Below are 19,742 nucleotides of genomic sequence, written 5' to 3' on the forward strand. Positions count from 1 at the left end.
GCTGTTCGTTTTGACTATCCGCTAAAGCGAATGCAAAAAAGGCAAGCCACTATCTGCACTGCGCTACGAATGTCCGTTTGCTTAGGTGCTGAAGCACCAAGAGCAAAAGGCAAAGTGTCAATGGTCAGACGGAAGCCACTTTGGTGGACTTCCTAGATACTTCATTCTCAAACGCATTATCATGCTGATTGGAATTTTGAAAAGTCGTCTTCCGCAAAAGTTTTTCATGTGGATAAATATTGTCAGTGGCTTGGTCGTCCTTATTTACGGAATTTATCTGCTCGTTCAGGCGCTGATGATGATTTTTTGAAAGATAAATGTAAAAAAATAAAAGTAAATGCAGAATATCTGCATTTACTTTTTTCGTGTTACACTAGATTTATCAAATAAATGTGCATAGAATACTATTGTCACAATATTGCTAGTATGAATATAAAAGTATTGGATAGGATAAGAAAAAATGAAAATAAACTTAGAAAAATGATGACTTTAGCTGTTTTTATCATATTAGAAACGATTTATATTATGTATTTGTATTCGGGAAATTTAGGAAGCATTATTGTTGTAACAATTTTTTGTTTAATTATTGCTACGATGTTTAATTTAATTTGGAGATTAGTTGCCTACGCCTTGTGATGGATACCGAAAAGCCAGGGAAACAAGATGTTGTGGAACTTATAAATATTTGAAAAGTCACTATAAAAAGTAACTTTTTTCTCCAAAAATTATTTTTACCCCAAATAAGCTGTTAAAATTTTTTTAGCTCGCTCTGGGCTATATTTTTGGGGATTTAATGTGATGAGATTGCCAGTTGCATCAAAAAATTGTCCTGTGATGGTTGAATTGAGGAGTTGTGAGATGTCCGTCAGCTTCTCATTTGTGAGGGCGCGCGTGTAGGGCATCAAGTCACTTTTGATGTCGCCTGGGAAAAATGCGTTGATGCAGATTTTATGGGCTTGTAGTTCTTCAGCTAGTAATTTGACAAGTAACGTTTTGTGTGTCAAAAGCCATATTCCGCGCGTGATTGTAGTGTTTTGTTGCTCAAAAATGGGAGCGAGACGAATGACTTGTGGTAAGCCTGTGATGATGAGAATTTTTGCATTGCCAGAAGCGGTCAACTCAGGCAAAAGCTGCTGTGTCAGCTGATAATGACTGCGCAGGTTGACAGCAATATTTTCCTCAGCGGTTTTTGCAATGTTTCCAGCAGAATGTATGAGGACATCGAGTTTTTTGTGTTGCAACTTGAATTTCTTTGCAATTTGGCGATTTTGTTTGGGAGCTGATAAATCACCGAGAAGATAGGAAATATTGGGATTTTGCGTACTTTCTTGGATTTCTCTCACAGCATTTTTGGCTTTTTCCTCATTTCGCCCGACGATGACAAGCTCTGTTTCTGGGAGTTTTGCGAGATTTTTGGAAATTGCTTTTCCAACACCAGACGTTCCGCCTGTGATTAAGATTGTTTTCATGGTTTTTCCTTTATTCAGTTGTTTGTATTTGGACATTTGTCCAAATCCTAAAACCATGATACAATAAAATACATCTTGAAAAAAGTGTCAAATTTTGACAAATGTAGTTATCTGGACACTTGTCAAAATTTGACCAAAAGGAAAATAATGAAACAGAATTTGACAAAACCATTAACACGCGGCAATCAGCGCGTTCTCAAAGATTTTCAGACGCAACTTATTGAATTACTGAAAAAACAGGATTTTGAACATATTTCGGTCAATCAGCTCTGTCAGCTTGCGAATTATCCGCGTTCAACTTTCTATAATTATTTTGACGACAAGTATGATTTGCTTGAATTTTTTTTGACAGAACTGTCAAAAAATTTGACAGCCCAAAATCTGCCTTTCGTCCCTGATTTACCTACACTTATCGAACATTTTGACAAACTTTATGACCTGCTTTTGGAAAATGAAAATTCTGTCAAAAAAATCGTCCAGCACAATCGCGCAGACGGTTATTTGCAGGCAGCGCTCAGAAATTATTTTTGGAAAATCTCGCAGCAGCTGATGAAAGAAAGTGATGTTGAAAGCTCGGATTTACCACTGGAATTGGTTTCTGAGCATTGTTTGTCAATCTTGCTGTCTGTCATTGATTGGATTTTTTTGAAACATCATTTTCTTGATAAAATGACCGCACATCAGTATTTGACAGCCTTGTATGGCAATAAAAAATATTTTTGACAAAACTGTCAAAAATATTTTTTAATTTTCCCGATTGATATTCACACCCAAAACAGTCAAATGACCATTAGAAATCAATTTGATAATCAAGTGTGCAAAATCCTTCGCCCGCATTGTGTTTGACGGACTAATCCACCATTTCAAAGTGCCTGTCAATATTGATAAAATATAAGCCAACACAAAATCAATGGGCACTTCAACATCCTGTTCGCGCACTTCCAGCTTCGCAAAAAGTTCCGCATAACGCTCCGACAAAATTTCTAAAAACCGATTGATAATTGCCTGATCTTGCGCTTTATCAATCACAATTTGCGCAATTTCTGGATTTTTGCGCACAAAATCATAAAATCGTGTCAAAAGTGCCTCGATATCTTTGACGTGGACATTATTTCCCTCAATCGGCGAAATATCATCCAAAACCGCAACAAAATCCGTCAAAAAATCATCAATCAAACTATCATATAAATCCTGTTTATCCGCATAATGTGCGTAAAAAGTTGCACGATTAATCATTGCACTATCCGCAATTTCCTGAATACTGATTTTCTCAAATTTCTTACTTCTAAGCAATGCGAAAAATGCCTGTGTAATCAATTTTCGCGTCCGTTTCACACGTAAATCTTCTGTTTTTGCCATTTTTTAAAACCTTTCTAATAAACATCATCAGACAAAATGTTAGATATCCAACAAGTTAAGCAGTTTCGTTGTTTATATTATAGTATAACTTTTTGTAATTTACATATTAGAACCATGTCAAACATCTTTTCCATAATCAACACAATACAAAAAAACGTTGTTTAACTGACAACCACAGCATTTTTGAGGGTTGCAAAATTTTTCAAAGGTGTTAAAATGAACATAAGATATGATAAACAACAGTCTGTCAAAAAATATTTCCAGATTTTAAAAATAAATTGACTGAAAACATTTTTGACAAAACTATCAAAAAATTTTTAACAGAAAAAGTGAAATTTCTCGCATAACTAGGAGACTCTCATGACAAAAACTTACAAAGCAGGGATTGACGTTGGCTCAACCACCGTCAAACTCGTCGTTTTCAATGAAAATTTAGAACTAATATTCAGCCGCTACGAGCGCCATTTTTCTGATGTCAAAGCAGCAACTGTTAAAGTTCTCAATGACCTCATCGCAGAGCAAGGAGACATTCAGCTTGCCCTTGCGATTACAGGCTCTGGCGGTATGGGACTTGCCGACGTGATTGACGTACCTTTCGTTCAAGAAGTCATCGCCAGCTCGATTACCATTGAAAAGTTCATTCCCGAAACGGACGTCATGATTGAGCTTGGTGGCGAAGATGCGAAGATGACTTTCTTTGATAATGGCAGCCAAGAACTCCGCATGAACGGCACGTGTGCCGGTGGAACAGGCGCATTTATCGACCAAATGGCAGCCCTTCTCAAAGTGGATGCGAACGGTGTCAATGAGCTCGCCAAAAATTACGAAAAGATTTATCCGATTGCCAGCCGTTGTGGCGTTTTTGCAAAAACGGACGTTCAGCCACTCCTCAACGAAGGTGTGCGCAAAGAAGATATCGCGGCCAGCATTTATCAAGCCGTTGTCAATCAAACCATTGCAGGACTTGCCAGCGGACGCAAAATCAAAGGCAATGTCGCTTTTCTCGGTGGTCCTCTCTATTTCATGAGTGAACTCCGCAAACGTTTCATCGAAACGCTCAATCTCCAACCTGAAAACGTGATTTTCCCAGAAAATCCGCAACTTTTTGTTGCCATGGGCGCGGCACTTTACGAAGAAACACGCACAGAAACAGCCAATCAGCTTATTCACAGTCTCGAAAATGACAACTCAGACAGCTTAATTCCCAAAGACACGATGGACAGACTCTTCAACGACGAAGCAGAACTTGAAGAATTTCGCGCGCGCCATGCCAAAGCAGCAGCCAGCTACAAAGCGCTCTCAGAACATCACGGCGCAGCTTATCTTGGAATTGATGCCGGCTCAACGACCACAAAAATCGTCCTGATTGATGCTGACGGTAATATTCTCTACGACCACTATGGCTCAAACAACGGCGAACCGCTTGAATCTGTCATTACCGTCCTCAAAGATGTGTACAAAAAACTCCCAGAAGATGTCTATATCGCCAAATCAACCGTCACAGGCTATGGTGAACATCTCATCAAGGCAGGACTTCATGTGGATTACGGCGAAGTCGAGACGATGGCGCACTACAAAGCCGCTGATTATTTCAATCCAGGTGTCGATTTCATTCTCGATATCGGCGGACAAGATATGAAAGCCATGCGGATTATTGACGGTGCCCTCAGCTCTATTTCGCTCAATGAAGCTTGTTCATCAGGTTGTGGTTCCTTTATCGAAACTTTTGCCAATTCTCTGAAATATGATGTCAAAGATTTCGCGCAAATTGCCCTCCTTGCAGAACACCCTGTAAATCTCGGCTCGCGTTGTACCGTCTTCATGAACTCAAAAGTTAAGCAAGTCCAAAAAGAAGGTGCCACAGTTGGCGACATCTCCGCAGGACTTTCTTACTCCGTTATCAAAAATGCCCTCTACAAGGTCATCAAAGTCAAACGTCCCGAAGAACTCGGCGAAAAAATTGTTGTTCAAGGGGGAACTTTTTACAACGAAGCCGTTTTGCGTGCCTTTGAAAAAATCAGCGAACGTGAGGTTGTTCGTCCAAGTATTGCAGGACTTATGGGTGCTTACGGTTGTGCGCTGATTTCTCTTGATAATGAAAAAGCGGGCGAAGAAACCGCCATGTTGAAACTCGAAGCACTCGAAAACTTCAAAACGCAAAAAGAATTCATGGTCTGCGGACTTTGCGAAAATAACTGTAAAATGACCCTCACTGTTTTCAATGACGGCTCAAAATTCGTCACAGGAAACCGTTGTGAACGCGGTTCAGAAAAAGCCACACAAGTCAAAATCCCTAAACGTGATAAAAAAGTCAACCTCATTGACTACAAATACAACAAACTCTTCAAATTCCACAGCCTCAGCAAGAAAAAACAAACAATGGGCGAAATTGGCATTCCTCGTGTCCTCAATATGTATGAAAATTATCCCCTTTGGCACACCATGTTGACTGACCTTGGTTTCCGCGTCGTTCTCAGCCCTCGCTCAGATAAAGAACTTTTCGAGCAAGGGATTGAAACAATCCCGTCAGATACCGTTTGTTATCCTGCGAAAATGACACATGGACACATCATGGCGCTGATAAATTCAGGTGTCAAGACGATTTTCTACCCATCTGTCCTCTTTGAACAAGAAGAACAAAAGAGCGCACAAAATCACTATAACTGCCCGATTGTCCAGTCTTATCCAGAAGTTATCAAAAACAATATTGATGAAATCCGAAACGGCGAAGTCGGCTATCTTCACCCTTATCTTAACCTTGCCAATCCAGCAGGAGTTGCTGAAAATATTGCCAAGGCACTGACAAATGCAGGCTATGATATTCCAGTAGAAAAGGTCACAGAAGCTGTCAATCACGGTTATCAAGCCCTTGAAGATTTCAAAGAAGACCTCCGCAAAAAGGCAGAAGATTTGCTGATGCAAGTCAATCTGAACAATGAAAAAGCGATTGTTCTCGCTGGTCGTCCTTATCATCTTGACCCAGAAATCAACCACGGTATCGCTGATATCATTACGCAGGAAGGTTTCCATGTTATTCCAGAAGATGCGATTTCACATCTTGAAGACGTTGCAGGACTTCGTGTTGTCAATCAATGGGTTTATCACAGCCGTCTTTATGCAGCTGCACAATTTGTCTGTAAAAATAAAAATCTTGAACTCGTTCAGCTCAACAGTTTTGGTTGTGGACTTGATGCCGTTACGACCGACCAAGTCGAAGAAATCATGCGCGGTCATAACAAACTTTATACTGTTCTCAAGATTGACGAAGGTTCAAACATGGGCGCTGTCCGCATTCGCCTGCGTAGCTTAAAAGCTGCCGTTTCCGAACGGACAAAACACAATATCGAAGCAACGACTGAAATCAAAGAACTCGTCCAAGAAACACCAATGTTTACCAAAGAAATGAAGAAAAAGCATACACTTCTCATGCCAATGCTTTCTCCAATTCACCAAGAAGGTCTGCTTGATGTGGCGCTTGCTGAGTCCGGTTACAATGTCGTTGTGCTTCCAGAAACACAAACTTCGGTCAATAACGGACTGAAATTTGTCAATAACGACAGTTGTTATCCAGCGATTATCACGATTGGTCAGCTCATTGAAGCCCTCCAGTCGGGCGAATATGATGTCAATAACACCTCCGTCATGATGAGCCAAACAGGTGGTGGTTGTCGTGCAACGAACTATATTCCATTGCTCCGTAAAGCCCTGATAGATGCTGGCTTCCCACAAGTTCCTGTTGTTTCCCTCTCAATGGGAAATAAAGGAACTGAAAAAACGGAAGGCTTCAAGTTTACTGTGCCAATGGTCACTCGCTTCATGATTGCCGTCCTTTACGGTGACCTCTTTGAGCGCGTTGTCTATCGCACACGTCCTTACGAAGCTGTCGCAGGTTCGGTCAATGCTCTTCATGCAAAATGGCTTGAAAAAGCGAAGCACAATGTCAAATCCGCTTCTATCTTTGAATTTAACAAAAATATGAAACGGATTATCAAAGAATTTGATGAGATTGAACTCATTGACGTGAAAAAACCACGTGTCGGTGTTGTCGGCGAAATCCTCGTCAAGTACAGTAAAACGGCAAATAACGACATCGTCTCTATCATTGAAGAAGAAGGAGGCGAAGCGGTTGTTCTTGATTTGATTGGCTTCATGAACTACAGTCTTTACAATCAAATCTGGCGTACAGATGAAATCGGCTTTGCTAAGAAAAATAAACTCTTTGCCAAAACTTTCCTTGGCATCATCAACATGATGGAAAAACCAATGAACAAGCAACTGATTGCATCCAACCGTTTTGATGGTATCGAAAGTATTTATGAGATTGCCGCAAATACTGAGGATATCATCTCTGTCGGTAACCATACAGGTGAAGGTTGGTTCTTGACAGGTGAGATGATTGAACTCTTGCAAAAAGATGTCAAAAATATCGTCTGCCTGCAACCATTTGGTTGCTTGCCCAACCATATCGTCGGTAAAGGGATGATGAAAGAACTCCGTCGTCAATATGCAGGCGCAAATATCGCCCCCATCGACTATGACCCAGGCGTTTCCGCTGTCAACCAGCTCAACCGTATCCGCCTGATGATGGCAACCGCAAAAAAAGCAGTCAAACAAGAAGTTGAAGCAGAAAAAGCTATGGAACTTGTAAATGTTTAAAAAGTCACTGTAAAGTGGCTTTTTTGCTATAATATTTTATAGAATACACAAGCTTGGGAGATTTAAAAGATGGAAGAAAAATTTTCAAAGGAATATGGAGGAACTTTTGCAAGATTGAGGGAACAGCGTCGCTTTTTATTAACTGATTTCAAAGAGGTAGGACTTAGTGTGTCAACTCTTTCACGCTTTGAAAATGGCGAACAAATCTTGCGCTACCATCAACTTGATGCTGGATTAGAATTGATGAAAATTGAAGTTGGAGAATTTGAATATTTTACAAATGGTTTTGAGTCAGATTATTATATTGAGATTTGTGAACAAATTGAAGAGGCAAATTATCGAAAAAACCATGAAAAGTTAAGGGAAATCTATAAAGAAAGCACAAAATACAATCAACGATTGATTTCATTAGCGATAAAAAATCTTTTGGGAGAATTGACGGCACTCGAAAAAGCAGAAATTAGAGATGAACTTTTTGAAATTACAGAGTGGAGCTTTTTTGAACTATCCATTCTTTCTTTCTTTCGTGATTGAGCAACTCTCAAGTGTGATGCGTGCTTCTATCTTGAAAGATTTTTTAAAGAATAATGTGCATTATATGAGTGTTCCCAAGTATCGAGAAAAAATTTTTCAAATTATTTGTCGCGCTGCTGTGGGAGAAATCCATCATGGCAATAGAGAAATTTCACAAAAACTTATTGAAAATGTGGAAATTCGTTTAAATATAAAGGACGTTTTTCCTCGTTGTATGTATCTTTTTACAAAAGGGCTGTGGAATTATAAGTTTGGAGAACAAACTTCTGGCAAACAAGAAATGGAAGATACAATCGCCGTTTATAAAACGTTGGGGAATGATGTTTTAGCAGACTATTATCAGGAAATTTATAAGCAAGAAACTAAAGTTTTTAAAAAGAAAAATAAAAAATAAAATATTTTTTTCAGTTCTGAAAACGGTTGTTTTTGCGTGGTATAATGAAATTATAAAAGATAAGTCAATCCATGGAGGACAAAAATATGGATAAAAAAATAGTAAAAATGTCTTTAACGGTTGTTTTATCAGTATTGTTTTTCTTTCTTTTTATAAAATTCTTTGTTTTATTTGGTGAGCAACTGGTCGGAATGTCCAGAACCCAATTTCTGTTTAATCATGTTGGATTATTATTTACTTTTTATTTTGCTATAACTTTATTGTTTGCTGTCAATCTTTATCAAGTGTTGATGTTGAAATTCTATAGAAAGTTTCTTGTTTCTGAAATGTTGATATATTTCGTGTGTACTTTTTTAGCAATCATGTTTAAATCAATTGGTATTCGCGGAATTAATTTAAACCCTCTTAATTTTTTTAGTATGTATAATCAAGGGTTTGTGGTAAACGTATTGAATATCATTGTTTTTATTCCATTAGGAATGTACTTTTATATTAAGATAAAATCAATGAAAAAATCGCTTTTAATTGGGCTTGTTATCATACTTGGAATGGAAGTGAGTCAATATATTTTTAAGCTAGGTATTTTTGATATTGATGATATTTTGACGAATTTATTAGGAATTTACTTTGGATTTATTATCTTTGAAAGTTTGTATCTCTTTGGGGTTCATGGAGAGAAGACTTCAAAATTTATAATGATTACTTTAAAAAGAAAAAATGCAACGCATAAGGAGGAAGTATCATGAATAATTTCAAGATTAAATTAAACATTGCAAGTCTTGTTGTATTGCTTTCACTAACTGGAGCAATGGTTGTTCAAGCATCAACAACACTCTTTACTTATCAAGGGTGGGGGATAAGTTATGTTGGACTATCGAGTTTAAGTAAAACTTATCTTTCTAAAACAACAACAATTACAGTCCATCATAAACAACAAGTTTGTGAGCAATATTTTGGTGTAGGATTAAAAGTTTATATAGAAAAATCAGCTTGGTATGGTTGGGAAACTGTTGCCGAAAAAACTTTTTATGGAACGGCAAGTGGAACGTTATCTACGAAGGCAACAAGCGGAACCTATAGATTAGAATTTGATGCTGCACACAAGGGACAAACGTACAATATTCAAGGCTCACTTACAAAATAGTTTTTTCTTAAAAGAGGTAGCTAAAATGAAAAAAATAAATCATGATATTAGTTTAGTTTTATTGTTATCTGCTGTCCTTTTCACAATAGGAGGCTTCGTCATCGGCTTCATGCTATTTCCTTTTGGTGTAGATGGAACTGGTATGCCTAAAATTTTACTTTGGATTGATGGCTTTTTCAATACAAAAATACCATTTTTGTTAATTCCAGTTATTATGCTCTGTCTGGCTTCTGTCATTGCTTATAGAAAAGAAAAGTTATTCAGTAAGTAATAAGTATTCTAAAGTAGGAGGATTTTCTAATGAAAAAAGCATCAAATTATTCGGCAAAAATATTTTTTACTTTAGGTTTGCTTATGGCTTTTATAGGCTTGGTGATTGGTATTGAGGGGCGACCTTTGATTTCAAATTATGCCTATGCTTATACAAATCCAGTAAGCCATTTGCTTCAAGCGTTACTTCATAGTGGAACATTTTATTTAATATTGCCTTCTCTCATTCCGTTTTTGATTTCTCTCTATTTTTACAGAAAAGAAAGAATCAAAAAATGAAAAAGTCACTGTGAAGTGGCTTTTTTTCTGGTTGACGTGCTATAATAAAGTTAAATTTGAATTTGGAGAGAAAAATGGAAAATCTGAAAAAAATGGTGGGTGTTAAGGCGGCGGAATTTGTGAAAGATGGTATGATTGTTGGGCTGGGTACAGGTTCGACGGCGGCATTTTTCGTAGAGGAGTTGGGACGGCGCGTGGCTGAGGAAAGCTTGCAAATCGTTGGTGTGACGACATCCAATGTGACCAGTGCTCAAGCGCGTGAGCTGGGAATTCCGCTGAAGTCGATTGATGAGGTTGATTTCGTTGATGTGACGGTCGATGGTGCCGATGAGATTGATGCACAGCTCAATGGAATTAAGGGTGGTGGCGCGGCATTGCTCATGGAGAAGATTGTGGCTACTTATTCGCGGGATTATATCTGGATTGTGGATGCGTCGAAAATGTCGGAAACGCTGGGGACTTTTAAAGTGCCTGTTGAGGTGGTGCCTTATGGTGCTGGACAGGTTTTCCGCAAATTTGAGCAGGCGGGTTATGCGCCCACTTGGCGGGAAAATGCGGACGGTTCGCGTTTGCTGACAGATATGCAACATTATATTATTGATTTGCATATTGATAAAATCACCGAGCCTGAAAAATTGGCGCGTAAGCTGGATTTGACAGTTGGTGTGGTTGAACATGGCTTGTTCAACAATATGGTCAAAAAAGTTATCGTCGGAGGAGCTGATGGTGTGGATATTTTGACAAAATAATTTTTGACAGTTTTGTCAAAAAATTTATGAAAATAAAAAACGATTTGCATCAGTCAAATCGTTTTTTCCAAGTTTCAATACCCCATTTGTGGCTGCCACGTTTGAGTTTATCAATCGCTTCTTCGCTGTCAAACCAGCAGATTTTGTTGAAATCTTCCAATGGCGTATGGTCAAATTTTACAGAAGCTAGAGAATAAATATAGGCAGGATTATAATAGTAGCGATTGCGGTGCGAGCTGTAAAAATATTCGTCCGCCTGTCCGAGGAAATCGCCAATTTCCATGTCAGCGCCGAGTTCTTCAATCAGTTCACGTTTCAGCGCAATTTCCTGATTTTCACCCGCTTCAATTTCGCCGCCAGGTAAATAGAATGCGCCATTTGGTGTCTGTACGAGACAGATTTTACCGTCCGTTTCCCGTGAAACCACAGCATAAACGCCATAACGCGCTTCATAATTTTTTCCGTCAATTTTTTCACCAAAAGTTGGAATTTCTGTCATTTTTCATTCCTTTTCTCATTAAAAATTTTTTTGACAGACACAAATTTGCTTTTGACAAAGCTGTCAAAACTAAAAAATTCTGTCAAAAAACGCTTACATATAATTTTCTTTGTCACTATTCTATCAAAAATTCGTTAAATTTGATAAAATAAGATACGTATGCGAGTAAATGAGTCAAAGAAAAAATTTTACCAGACTATAAAAATTACTCAGCTAGTCCTCTAAGGAGATTACATTGAAAAAATTCAATCTTAGTAAAATGATTATTATCGCCCTGATAATTGTAATTGCTGCACTCTCAGCGATTGCTATTTCTGCACGTAATTTCACAACTGACAGAAGTCCAGCAGCCATGACACAAACAATCAATGACGGTACGAGCTTTTTTGACAAAATCATTGGAACACCTGTCAATTTTGTTCAAGACAAAGCCAATGAAGTGTCAAATCTCATGAACACTTACAAGCAAAATGAAAGTCTAAAAAAACAACTTTCAAGTTTAAAAGATGATAAAAACCAGCTAGAAAGTACCCAAGCTGAAAATAAAGAACTAAAAAAAGAACTCGGACTTCAAGAAACATTAACAGACTATGAAACAGTAAATGCTAATGTCATCACAAGAAATCCAGCATCATGGAGCGACACACTCGTCATTGACCGTGGCAAAAAAGATGATTTAAAAGATGGCATGGTCGTCATGGCAAACGGAGGCATTATCGGCAGAATTATCCAAGTCAACCAAAACAGTGCAAAAGTCGCCCTTCTTAGCGCAACCAAAGGAATTGCCAACAAAATCCCAGTTCTTCTAGGTTCAGCAAGTAACCCAACCTACGGCATTCTCTCAGGTTACGACAGCAAACAAGGCACTTACATTGTCAATAATGTAGATAGTCAAGTCAAACTCAAAAAAGGAAGTCAAGTTTTTACGAGTGGACTTGGAAGTGGTACAACAGACAGCATTGTTAGCAGCCCCAAAGGACTTCTTGTCGGAACAGTTGTCAGCACAAAATATGACGACCAAGGACTTGACCATATCATCTATGTGAAACCATCAAGCAGTCTTTATGACATAAGCTTCGTCTCTGTCGTTAAACGCCAGATTGGAGGCAATGAATGAGTAGATTCACTTTTCAATTTTTCAGTCCAATTCTCCTCTTTTTTCTCCTCCTCTTGGATGGACAGCTCACTCACCTCTTTACCGTGCTGAGTGCTGGGACATTGACTCCAGTTTGCCATCTCACCCTGATTTTTCTGGTTTATACCTCTACGCAACATCGTCATAGCTATATGGTATTTCTAGCGCTATTTTTGGGAATTGTGTACGACAGTTATTTTCTGGGGATTTATGGCATAGCAAGCTTGCTGATTCCATTGATTGCTCTTTTCGTTTACAATATACAAAATGTTATCTTCACAAATCGTTGGACAAGACTTTTCTCAATTATCATCATTGTAACTACTTTTGAAGTGGCAAGTGCTATTATTGTCAGCGCATTTGGCTTTTCACAACTCAATTTTAGTGATTTTGTCGTTTATCAACTTGCCCCAACTCTTTTGCTGAATATCCTACTAGCAGTAGTTCTACAATCACCATTAGAACATCTTTATAAGTTGAATAAAAGAAAATCCAGAGTTTCTGATATAAAAATTTAACATGAAATGACTGAAATAGTATTAAAAAAATGATATCATACATAAGATACTATTAAAAGGAAATAATAATAAAAGATTATATGAAAAACAGAACTCTCTCAGCATTCTTGGTGTCAACAGTATTTTTAACGGCAACTGCAACAGTAACAAAGGTTAGCGCCAATGACAGCACAGATTCACAGATTGCTCAACAAAATCCAACGATTTCTAGCGCTCAAAGTGCTTCTGCGCAAGCACAAGCCCAAGTTGATTCTCTATAATCAAAAATCAATACTCTCAAATCTAGCCAAGCAAAAATAAAAGCACAAATGGCAGATTTGCTAGCTACAGATAAAAAACTTACAGCAGATATAGCCAGTCTTCGCGAAAATATTCAAGAACGAAGCAGCTTCCTAGAAGCTCAAGCTCGGAGCGCTCAGGTAAATAATTCAACCATGAATTATTTAAATGCTATCATCAACTCTAAATCTATCACTAATGCCATCCAAAAAGTTACCGCAATGGCAACAGTAACAACTGCGAATAAGAATATGATTGAGCAGCAACAAGCTGACATGACTTCCGTCACAAAAAAACTTGAACAAAGTCAAAAAGATGAAGGCAAAGCAGTTAAAGCTCAAAATAAATTAGCTCAACAGAACCAAGCACTTTTAACGCAACAAGCTCAGTTAAAAGTCGCACAAACGAATTACCAACTCACGATTACAACAGCAGAAGGTAAAAAATCAGAATTACTAGCTCAAAAAGCAGCCGAGGAAAAAGCAGCCGCAGCCACTGCAGCCAAAGTCAAAGCAGAACAAGAAGCTGTAAAAGCTGCAAATAGCAAACCAATTCCTCCAGCTCCTTCATCTTCAAATAATACAAGTTCATCAAATGCAGCTACAGCTACAGCTAGTTCAAATTCTTCAAGCAATAGCTCAACTCCAGGAAGTTACAGTTCAACTAATATTGCTCATTATATGGGGTGTACAGAGTACGTCAAGGGAGCATTTGGTAGTCGTGTAGGGGATGTTTGGGGAGATGGTAAAGATTGGGCTAATTCTGCACGTTCGGATGGATTTACAGTTGACTTTAATCCAGTAGCAGGTTCAACAGTCGCTGTATTTGGACCAGGACAACGTGGCGGAGACCGTGGTCACGTCGCAGTAGTCGAAAGTGTGGATAAAGCTGCTGGAACAATGAAAATCGGAGAAGCGATAGATCTCGGAAATGGTTATTTCAACACAGAAAGTGACGTTCCAATTAGTTTAGCAGATTTAGGTTTTATCCACGTTTAAGGAATAGAAATTACAGATACAATTTGATATCAAATTGTAACATTAAAGTAAAATAAGAGTATCATAAGAATGTTATACTAAAAAGCATAGACCGATTTCATAGAGAGGAAAATATCAAAAAAACAATCATATGAAAAAAAGGATTATATCAACAGTCTTACTGTCAACAGTACTTTTAGCAACAGCAGCAACATTCACAAGTGTCAATGCCGATGAGAGTACAGACTCAAAAATCGCTCAACAGGACTCAACTATTGCATCAGCGTCAAGTGCAAAAGCACAAGCGCAAACACAAATGGATAGCTTGCAAACGAAAGTTGATGCTCTACAAACACAGCAAACAAACGCAAAAAATAAAATTAATAAAATCAAGAGTCAAGCGCAAGCGCTTAATAAGCAAATGGCAACCTTGAATCAAAATATTCAAGAACGGACATCAACATTAGATGCTCAAGCACGTTCAGCGCAAATCAATTCTTCTGCTACAAGTTATCTTGATGCTGTGGTAAGCTCTAAATCAATCACAGATGTGGTTCAAAAAATCACAGCAATGGCAACAGTTACAAGTGCTAATCAACAAATGTTGAAACAACAAAAAGCAGACCAAAAATCTCTTGAACAAAAATCAAATGAGATGAAGAAAAATTATCAACAATTCTCAAAACTGTATGATAATTTAAATGCACAAGCAAAAGAAATCGCGACAGAACAAGCGAATCTTAAAGTTGCAACATTGAACTATCAAGCAACGATTGCAACTGCTCAAAGTACAAAAAATTCTCTTGAAGCACAAAAAGCAGCAGCTCAAAAAGTAGCTGAACAAAAAGCAGCAGCTCAAAAAGCTTATGATGCACAACAGGCAGCGGCAGCTCAAGCTGAAAAACAAGCGGCAGCCGCACCAGCAGTACAAACTCCAGCTTCTTCAACAAGCTCAGCACCTGCTGCTTCAACCCCATCTACACCAGCAAGTAGCTCAAGTTCATCTAGCAGTAGTTCATCAAGCAATTCAAATTCAACTACAAATTCTAACTCGAATTCGAATTCAAACAATGATGTAACATATGGCGGTGGAGGTTCAGGCATCAATAGTACTCCTATCGCTAACCCTTATGCTGGTGGTGGCTGTACAGATTATGTATGGCAATACTTCGCTGCACAAAGAATCTATATCAGAAATATCATGCCAGGTAATGGTGGTCAATGGGCAACTAATGGTCCAGCACAAGGAATTCTCCATGTAGTATCTGCGGCACCAGGTGTTATTGCTTCTGGTTTCTCTACAGCCTTTGTAGGCTATGCAGGTTCTCCTTATGGTCACGTTGCAATCGTCACAGCAGTTAATTCTGATGGTACGATTAACGTTATCGAAGGTGGTAGTGGCTTCGGTTGGGGACATACTCGTGATAATGTGAGCGCCGCTGGTGTAACATTCTTGATGCCAAATTAAAGTAAGCTAGTTAAAAAATAAAATAAAAAAAGATTTTGCGCGGGGAAAGCAAATTTTCCTAACGCAAATCTTTTTTTGCTTATTGTGATATAATAAAACAATAAAATGAAGTAAAGGAAAATGAAAAAATGTGTGGAATTGTCGGCTTCGTCGATGACATGAGTCAAGAAAATAAAACAAAAACACTGGAAGAAATGATGAATACAATCATTCATCGTGGCCCTAGTAGTTCAGGAGAGTTTATTGATGATAAGGCTGCGATTGGTTTTAGACGTCTTTCAATCATTGACCTTGCTGGTGGCGACCAACCTATTTATAATGAAGATAAAACAAAATTGATTACTTTCAATGGGGAAATTTATAATTTTCAAGTGTTGAGAGAAGAATTGATTAGTAAAGGACATATCTTTACAACACACGCAGATACTGAAGTTTTGCTTCATGGTTATGAAGAATACGGTGTAGAGCTTCTACAAAAAATCCGCGGAATGTTTGCTTTTGTTATCTGGGATAGTGAAAAACAAGAACTTTTTGGTGCGCGCGATCATTTCGGTATCAAACCACTTTACTATGCTCAGATGAACGGCACTTTTATGTACGGTTCAGAAATCAAGAGCTTTTTGAAACACCCAAATTTCAATAAAGAGTTAAATAAAGAAGCATTGAAACCTTATATGACTTTCCAATATTCAGCACTTGATGAAACTTTCTTTAAAGGTGTTTACCGTATTAAAGAGGGGCATTATTTCACATATAAAGATGGTGTTTTGGATATTAAACCTTACTGGGATGTTAATGTTCATGAGGAAAATCTTTCACTTGAAGAGTCTATTGACTTGATTGATAAAACAGTTTTGGAATCTGTTGAAGCACATAAGTTCGCTGATGTTGAAGTGGGTGCTTTTGTATCAAGTGGTGTGGACTCAAGCTATGTAGCTTCAACACTTCGTCCTGACCACACTTATTCTATTGGTTTTGGTCAAGGAACATTTAATGAGTCAAAACAAGCAAAACAGTTGACAGATATGATTGGTTTGAACAATACTTCGCGTGAAATTCATAGTGATGAAGCATTTAAGTATTTTTCACAAATTCAATATTATCTTGATGAACCAGATTCCAATCCTTCATGCGTTCCTCTTTTCTTCCTTGCTGAACTCGCTGCACGTGATGTACGTGTTGTCATGAGTGGTGAAGGTGCTGACGAACTTTTTGCAGGATATGAAGCTTATGGTTTTAACACAAATTCTCGTGCGGTTCGTGTTGTTGCTGAAGGATTGAAAAAATTGCCAAAATCTATGCGTTATTCGATTGCAAATGGTATTAAAAATAAACATTTTCATGGGCAAACACATCTTTATCGCTCACTCGCTCGTGCTGAAGATTTCTTTATTGGACAAGCAAAAGTCTTTGAAGAATCAGAAAGTACAACATTCTTGAAAAAAGAATATCAAACAGCCCCTACTGTGAAAGAAATTGTAGAAAAAACTTACAAAAAAGCACCAAAAGGTTCTGAATTGCGTAAAATGCAATATTTGGATGTTCATCAATGGATGCCGGGAGATATTTTGCTCAAAGCAGATAAGATGTCAATGGCGCATTCGTTGGAGTTGCGTGTTCCTTTGCTTGATATTGAGTTGATGCACACAGCAGAACAAATTCCTACGAAGTATTTGCTGAATGATAAAAATACAAAATATGCTTTCCGTCAAGCGGCAAAACGTCATTTGCCAGAAGAGTGGTCAAATCGTAAAAAACTTGGTTTTCCTGTACCGATTAAAGACTGGTTAAGGGAAGAAAAGTATTATAAAGTAGTTCGTCATTTATTTGAACAAGAATTTGTTTCAGAATTCTTTGACCAAGAGAAGATTTTGGAACTTTTGGATGATAATTTCCAAGGAAAAAATGATGAACGTCGTAAGATTTGGACGATTTATACATTTTTGACATGGTATGATGTTTATTTTGTCAACAATGGCGAAAAACCTGAGGCAGTTGCAGTTTAAATAAAAAAGTTTATAAGGAAAAATATTTAAGGAGTTTGTCGTGGTAGATTTTCAACCGATTTTATTGGGAAGTGATATCAATGTTTATGGAATGGCGCGCTCATTTCATGAAGAATTTGGAATTACTTCGATTGCGCTGAGTGCATTGCAGTTGGCACCAACGAAATATTCTAAAATTGTTGATGTGCAATGTCATTCGGATTTTGATCAGGAAGAAGTGTTTATTAAAGTTCTTCGAGATTTTATAGCTCAACATAAAGAGGATAAGAAAAAGTATCTTTTAGTGGCTTGTGGTGATGGTTATGCACAAATGGCTTCTAAATATAAAGAAGAACTTTCTAGTTTCTTTGAAGTACCATATATTGACTATTCACTCTATCAACAGTTAGAAAATAAACCTGATTTTTATAATATCTGTGAGAAATATAATCTTCCTTATCCAAAAACTGTTTTAGTGACTCCTGAATCTAATATTGAGGAATTAGTTGAAAGTCTAACTTTCCCTTATCCGATGATTTTGAAACCAGGAAATTCGATTAGTTATTTGGAAGTGCATTTTGAAGGGCAGAAAAAAGCTTTTACAATCCGTGATGAAGCTGAGATGAAACTCATGCTGACACGTTGTTATGAAGCTGGCTATCCTGATGAGATGATTATTCAAGATTTTATTCCGGGAACGGATGAAAATATGCGTGTTCTTAATGCTTATGTCGGACAAGACCATAAGGTGCGTATGATGTGTTTGGGACATCCTTTGCTTGAAGATCCTAGTCCAAAAGCGATTGGTAATTATGTGGCTATCTTGCCTGATTACAATGAAAAAGTATATCAACAAATTAAAGAATTTCTTGAAACGATTGAATATACGGGATTTGCGAATTTTGATATGAAATATGACCCACGTGATGGAGAGTATAAACTCTTTGAAATCAATCTGCGTCAGGGAAGAAGTAGTTTTTATGTTACTTTGAACGGTTATAATTTGACACGCTATCTGGTTGAAGATAGAATTGAGAATGTGCCATTTAAAGAGACGGTTTATGGTAAAGGAACAAAGCTTTGGCTTGGGGTTCCTAAAAAGGTTTTATTGACATATGTTAATCCTACTTTTAAGGCGGAGATTGAAGAATATATTAAGACAAAGAATTATGGAACAACTCTTTTTTACGGAAAAGATGCTTCGCCAAAGCGTTATATTTTAATGAAATACGCTTTTCATCGCTATATTGGTGCGTTTAGGCAATATTTTTCTCAAAGATAAGAAAAGATGATATGATTAGGTAATGGAGGTAATAATGGAGAATTTCTTTACGATTATTGGTGGAATGGGGACTCTAGCAACGGAAGCGTTTGTTCATACGTTAAACCGTCGAACGGAGGCACACCAAGACCAAGATTATTTGGATTATATTGTGGTCAATCATGCGACAATCCCAGACCGCACGGCTTATATCAAAGATAATTCACTAGAAGACCCAGAAGAAAGAATTATTGAGGATTTGAAGTTGCAAAGTCAGCTTCAGCCTAAGTTCTTTGTTATTCCTTGCAATACGGCGCATTATTATTTTGAAGGTTTACAGGCGGCGACGGAGATTCCTATTTTACATATGCCACGAATTGCTGTCGAGGCTATCAAGGAACGTTTTCCTGAGAGTAAGCGCATTGCAGTTCTTGCAACTGAGGGAACTATCTTGACGGATGTTTATCGACATGAACTGGAAGCACAAGGTTATGAATGTATCGTTCCTAATCAGGCGTTGCAAAATAAGGTAAATGATTTGATTTACCATGAAGTCAAGGAAAATAAAAACTTGAACTTTGAACTTTATACGGAGATTTTGGAAGAAGTTGCTGAAACAATGAGTTGTGAAGTAACGATTTTAGGTTGTACGGAGCTTTCGTGCCTTTATGAAGAGTATAATCTTGATGATAAATATAATATCATTGATGCACAAGCTGAAACTGTTGGGAGAACATTGGAGTTAATGGAGAAAAAGAAGTAATGA

21 protein-coding genes are annotated in these 19,742 nt (G+C 37.7%); 18 read left to right on the forward strand and 3 right to left on the reverse strand.

Features of this window, described 5'->3' with window-relative positions; translation table 11 throughout:
• The first annotated feature begins 85 nt into the window (after positions 1–85).
• Positions 86–310, forward strand: coding sequence for a hypothetical protein (locus KJS36_RS07370; RefSeq protein WP_213536202.1), 225 nt, complete (start codon positions 86–88; stop codon positions 308–310).
• A 421-nt stretch (positions 311–731) separates the two neighbouring features.
• Here KJS36_RS07370 and KJS36_RS07375 read toward each other — a convergent pair whose 3' ends face one another.
• The gene (locus KJS36_RS07375; protein ID WP_213536204.1) at positions 732–1,469 is read right to left on the reverse strand and encodes an SDR family NAD(P)-dependent oxidoreductase; all 738 of its coding nucleotides are present in this window, start codon (positions 1,467–1,469) and stop codon (positions 732–734) included.
• Positions 1,470–1,616: 147 nt separating this feature from the next.
• On the opposite strand from KJS36_RS07375, the gene KJS36_RS07380 reads away from it, so the two are divergent.
• Entirely contained in the window at positions 1,617–2,192 is a 576-nt protein-coding gene (locus tag KJS36_RS07380) for a TetR/AcrR family transcriptional regulator (RefSeq protein WP_213536206.1), read from the forward strand.
• A gap of 21 nt (positions 2,193–2,213) precedes the next feature.
• Here KJS36_RS07380 and KJS36_RS07385 read toward each other — a convergent pair whose 3' ends face one another.
• A complete protein-coding gene (locus KJS36_RS07385; protein WP_213536208.1) occupies positions 2,214–2,828 on the reverse strand; it encodes a TetR/AcrR family transcriptional regulator in 615 nt (204 codons plus the stop codon).
• Between the two features lie 360 nt (positions 2,829–3,188).
• On the opposite strand from KJS36_RS07385, the gene KJS36_RS07390 reads away from it, so the two are divergent.
• The 8 genes from KJS36_RS07390 to rpiA all read left to right on the forward strand — a co-directional run bounded on the left by KJS36_RS07390 (position 3,189) and on the right by rpiA (position 10,854).
• Positions 3,189–7,484, forward strand: a complete 4,296-nt coding sequence (locus KJS36_RS07390) for a 2-hydroxyacyl-CoA dehydratase (RefSeq protein WP_213536210.1) — start codon at positions 3,189–3,191, stop codon at positions 7,482–7,484.
• Between the two features lie 69 nt (positions 7,485–7,553).
• The gene (locus KJS36_RS10895) at positions 7,554–8,018 is read left to right on the forward strand and encodes a hypothetical protein (RefSeq protein ID WP_280520335.1); all 465 of its coding nucleotides are present in this window, start codon (positions 7,554–7,556) and stop codon (positions 8,016–8,018) included.
• Positions 7,984–8,412 carry an Rgg family transcriptional regulator gene (locus KJS36_RS10900; RefSeq protein ID WP_280520336.1) on the forward strand — a complete coding sequence of 143 codons (429 nt, stop codon included), beginning with the start codon at positions 7,984–7,986 and terminating at the stop codon, positions 8,410–8,412. Before KJS36_RS10895 ends, KJS36_RS10900 begins: the two co-directional genes overlap by 35 nt.
• An 86-nt stretch (positions 8,413–8,498) precedes the next feature.
• Positions 8,499–9,158, forward strand: coding sequence for a VanZ family protein (locus KJS36_RS07400; protein WP_213536212.1), 660 nt, complete (start codon positions 8,499–8,501; stop codon positions 9,156–9,158).
• Complete coding sequence (locus KJS36_RS07405) at positions 9,155–9,556, forward strand: hypothetical protein (protein WP_213536214.1); 402 nt, start codon at positions 9,155–9,157, stop codon at positions 9,554–9,556. The genes KJS36_RS07400 and KJS36_RS07405 overlap by 4 nt, the downstream gene beginning before the upstream one ends.
• Positions 9,557–9,581: 25 nt before the next feature.
• Positions 9,582–9,827, forward strand: coding sequence for a hypothetical protein (locus KJS36_RS07410; protein WP_213536216.1), 246 nt, complete (start codon positions 9,582–9,584; stop codon positions 9,825–9,827).
• Between the two features lie 29 nt (positions 9,828–9,856).
• Complete coding sequence (locus KJS36_RS07415; RefSeq protein ID WP_213536218.1) at positions 9,857–10,105, forward strand: hypothetical protein; 249 nt, start codon at positions 9,857–9,859, stop codon at positions 10,103–10,105.
• A 74-nt stretch (positions 10,106–10,179) separates the two neighbouring features.
• Positions 10,180–10,854, forward strand: coding sequence for a ribose-5-phosphate isomerase RpiA (gene rpiA / locus KJS36_RS07420; RefSeq protein WP_213536220.1), 675 nt, complete (start codon positions 10,180–10,182; stop codon positions 10,852–10,854).
• Between the two features lie 49 nt (positions 10,855–10,903).
• Here the strand turns inward: rpiA and KJS36_RS07425 are convergent, their stop codons facing one another.
• Positions 10,904–11,353 (reverse strand): NUDIX hydrolase, encoded by a 450-nt coding sequence (locus KJS36_RS07425; protein WP_213536222.1) that lies wholly within the window; start codon positions 11,351–11,353, stop codon positions 10,904–10,906.
• A gap of 235 nt (positions 11,354–11,588) precedes the next feature.
• Between KJS36_RS07425 and mreC the strand changes: the two genes are divergently transcribed.
• The 8 genes from mreC (at position 11,589) to KJS36_RS07460 (ending at position 19,739) form a co-directional block, all read left to right on the forward strand.
• The gene (mreC, locus tag KJS36_RS07430) at positions 11,589–12,470 is read left to right on the forward strand and encodes a rod shape-determining protein MreC (protein ID WP_213536223.1); all 882 of its coding nucleotides are present in this window, start codon (positions 11,589–11,591) and stop codon (positions 12,468–12,470) included.
• The gene (gene mreD / locus KJS36_RS07435) at positions 12,467–13,006 is read left to right on the forward strand and encodes a rod shape-determining protein MreD (RefSeq protein ID WP_213536224.1); all 540 of its coding nucleotides are present in this window, start codon (positions 12,467–12,469) and stop codon (positions 13,004–13,006) included. Before mreC ends, mreD begins: the two co-directional genes overlap by 4 nt.
• Before the next feature lie 80 nt (positions 13,007–13,086).
• Positions 13,087–13,266 (forward strand): hypothetical protein, encoded by a 180-nt coding sequence (locus KJS36_RS10835; RefSeq protein ID WP_244842824.1) that lies wholly within the window; start codon positions 13,087–13,089, stop codon positions 13,264–13,266.
• A 48-nt stretch (positions 13,267–13,314) separates the two neighbouring features.
• Positions 13,315–14,283: a CHAP domain-containing protein gene (locus KJS36_RS07440; RefSeq protein WP_244842826.1), complete on the forward strand. Its 969-nt coding sequence runs from the start codon at positions 13,315–13,317 to the stop codon at positions 14,281–14,283.
• A gap of 130 nt (positions 14,284–14,413) precedes the next feature.
• On the forward strand, positions 14,414–15,730 hold the full coding sequence (locus KJS36_RS07445; RefSeq protein ID WP_213536225.1) for a coiled-coil domain-containing protein: 1,317 nt from the start codon (positions 14,414–14,416) through the stop codon (positions 15,728–15,730).
• 128 nt (positions 15,731–15,858) lie between these two features.
• A complete protein-coding gene (gene asnB, locus KJS36_RS07450) occupies positions 15,859–17,736 on the forward strand; it encodes an asparagine synthase (glutamine-hydrolyzing) (protein ID WP_213536226.1) in 1,878 nt (625 codons plus the stop codon).
• A gap of 91 nt (positions 17,737–17,827) precedes the next feature.
• Positions 17,828–18,997, forward strand: coding sequence for a carboxylate--amine ligase (locus tag KJS36_RS07455; protein ID WP_244842843.1), 1,170 nt, complete (start codon positions 17,828–17,830; stop codon positions 18,995–18,997).
• A gap of 34 nt (positions 18,998–19,031) precedes the next feature.
• The gene (locus KJS36_RS07460; protein WP_213536227.1) at positions 19,032–19,739 is read left to right on the forward strand and encodes an aspartate/glutamate racemase family protein; all 708 of its coding nucleotides are present in this window, start codon (positions 19,032–19,034) and stop codon (positions 19,737–19,739) included.
• The last annotated feature ends 3 nt before the right edge of the window (positions 19,740–19,742 follow it).

The organism is Lactococcus nasutitermitis (genome assembly GCF_018403765.1).
Classification (GTDB): domain Bacteria; phylum Bacillota; class Bacilli; order Lactobacillales; family Streptococcaceae; genus Lactococcus; species Lactococcus nasutitermitis.